The sequence below is a fragment of the Oleiphilus sp. HI0080 genome, assembly GCF_001635135.1.
The window spans coordinates 1-761 of sequence record NZ_LWFU01001112.1 but is presented as its reverse complement, the minus strand read 5'-3'; the positions used below and the strand labels follow the sequence as shown (position 1 = coordinate 761).

General features: G+C 42.8%; 2 protein-coding genes. Both read left to right on the top strand.

Annotation, left to right across the window (positions count from 1 at the left end):
- On the top strand, positions 1–437 hold a 437-nt coding region (locus A3751_RS20205; protein ID WP_197466560.1), incomplete at its 5' end, for an FAD:protein FMN transferase.
- 29 nt (positions 438–466) lie between these two features.
- Entirely contained in the window at positions 467–700 is a 234-nt protein-coding gene (nqrM, locus tag A3751_RS20200; protein ID WP_068458696.1) for a (Na+)-NQR maturation NqrM, read from the top strand.
- Positions 701–761 lie beyond the last annotated feature (61 nt).

Below are 761 nucleotides of genomic sequence, written 5' to 3'. Positions count from 1 at the left end.
GGTTCAAAAATTTTATGGTAGAGGTTGGAGGCGAGGTCAGAGTTTCTGGCCATAACGCAGAGGGCAATCACTGGCGCCTTGGTATCGAACAACCTGATATTCTTCGACGAAAAGCGTATAATATCGTTCATATAAGTGATGTTTCGATGGCGACTTCAGGTGATTATCGAAACTTCATAGATGGCCCTGATGGGCGCTACTCCCACACAATCAACCCTAAAACAGGGTATCCCGTTTCTAGTCAGATCGCTTCTGTTTCAGTGATCATGAAGGATTGTGCAAGCGCTGATGCGTGGGCAACAGCTTTGTTGGCGATGGGGAAGAAGAAGGCTCTGTACATAGCTCAAGAGCAAGACTTGGCCGCATTTTTTATATTTCGAGAGAAAGACGGTTTTAGCTCCCGTGCAACGATAAAGATGCTTAGTTACATTCATTAAGTAGCTTCAATGTTTGAGAGGTTTTAGCGATGGAATTATTTTTGGTTGTTTTTGCCTTTATGGCGGTTTTGATTACTTTGATGGCTATTGGCGTGATCTTCAACAATAAGCCGATTAGTGGTTCATGTGGGGGTATGAGTGCATTGGGTATGGATGTCGCGTGTGATATTTGCAAGGGCGATCCGGCCAAATGCGACAAAGAGTCAGATGAGGCAGGCAAAGGTAAGACTAGTTTGGCCTATGAGGCTGAGACCAAAGTCTAAAGTTAGTCTATGCTAAAAAATGATATAAGTTGTTGAATTGTAAATTTAAAATAGAAGGAAA

Bases quoted from the DNA above. Each gene is read 5' to 3' on its own strand.
- nqrM (WP_068458696.1), top strand. From the start codon at position 467: ATGGAATTATTTTTGGTTGTTTTTGCCTTTATGGCGGTTTTGATTACT.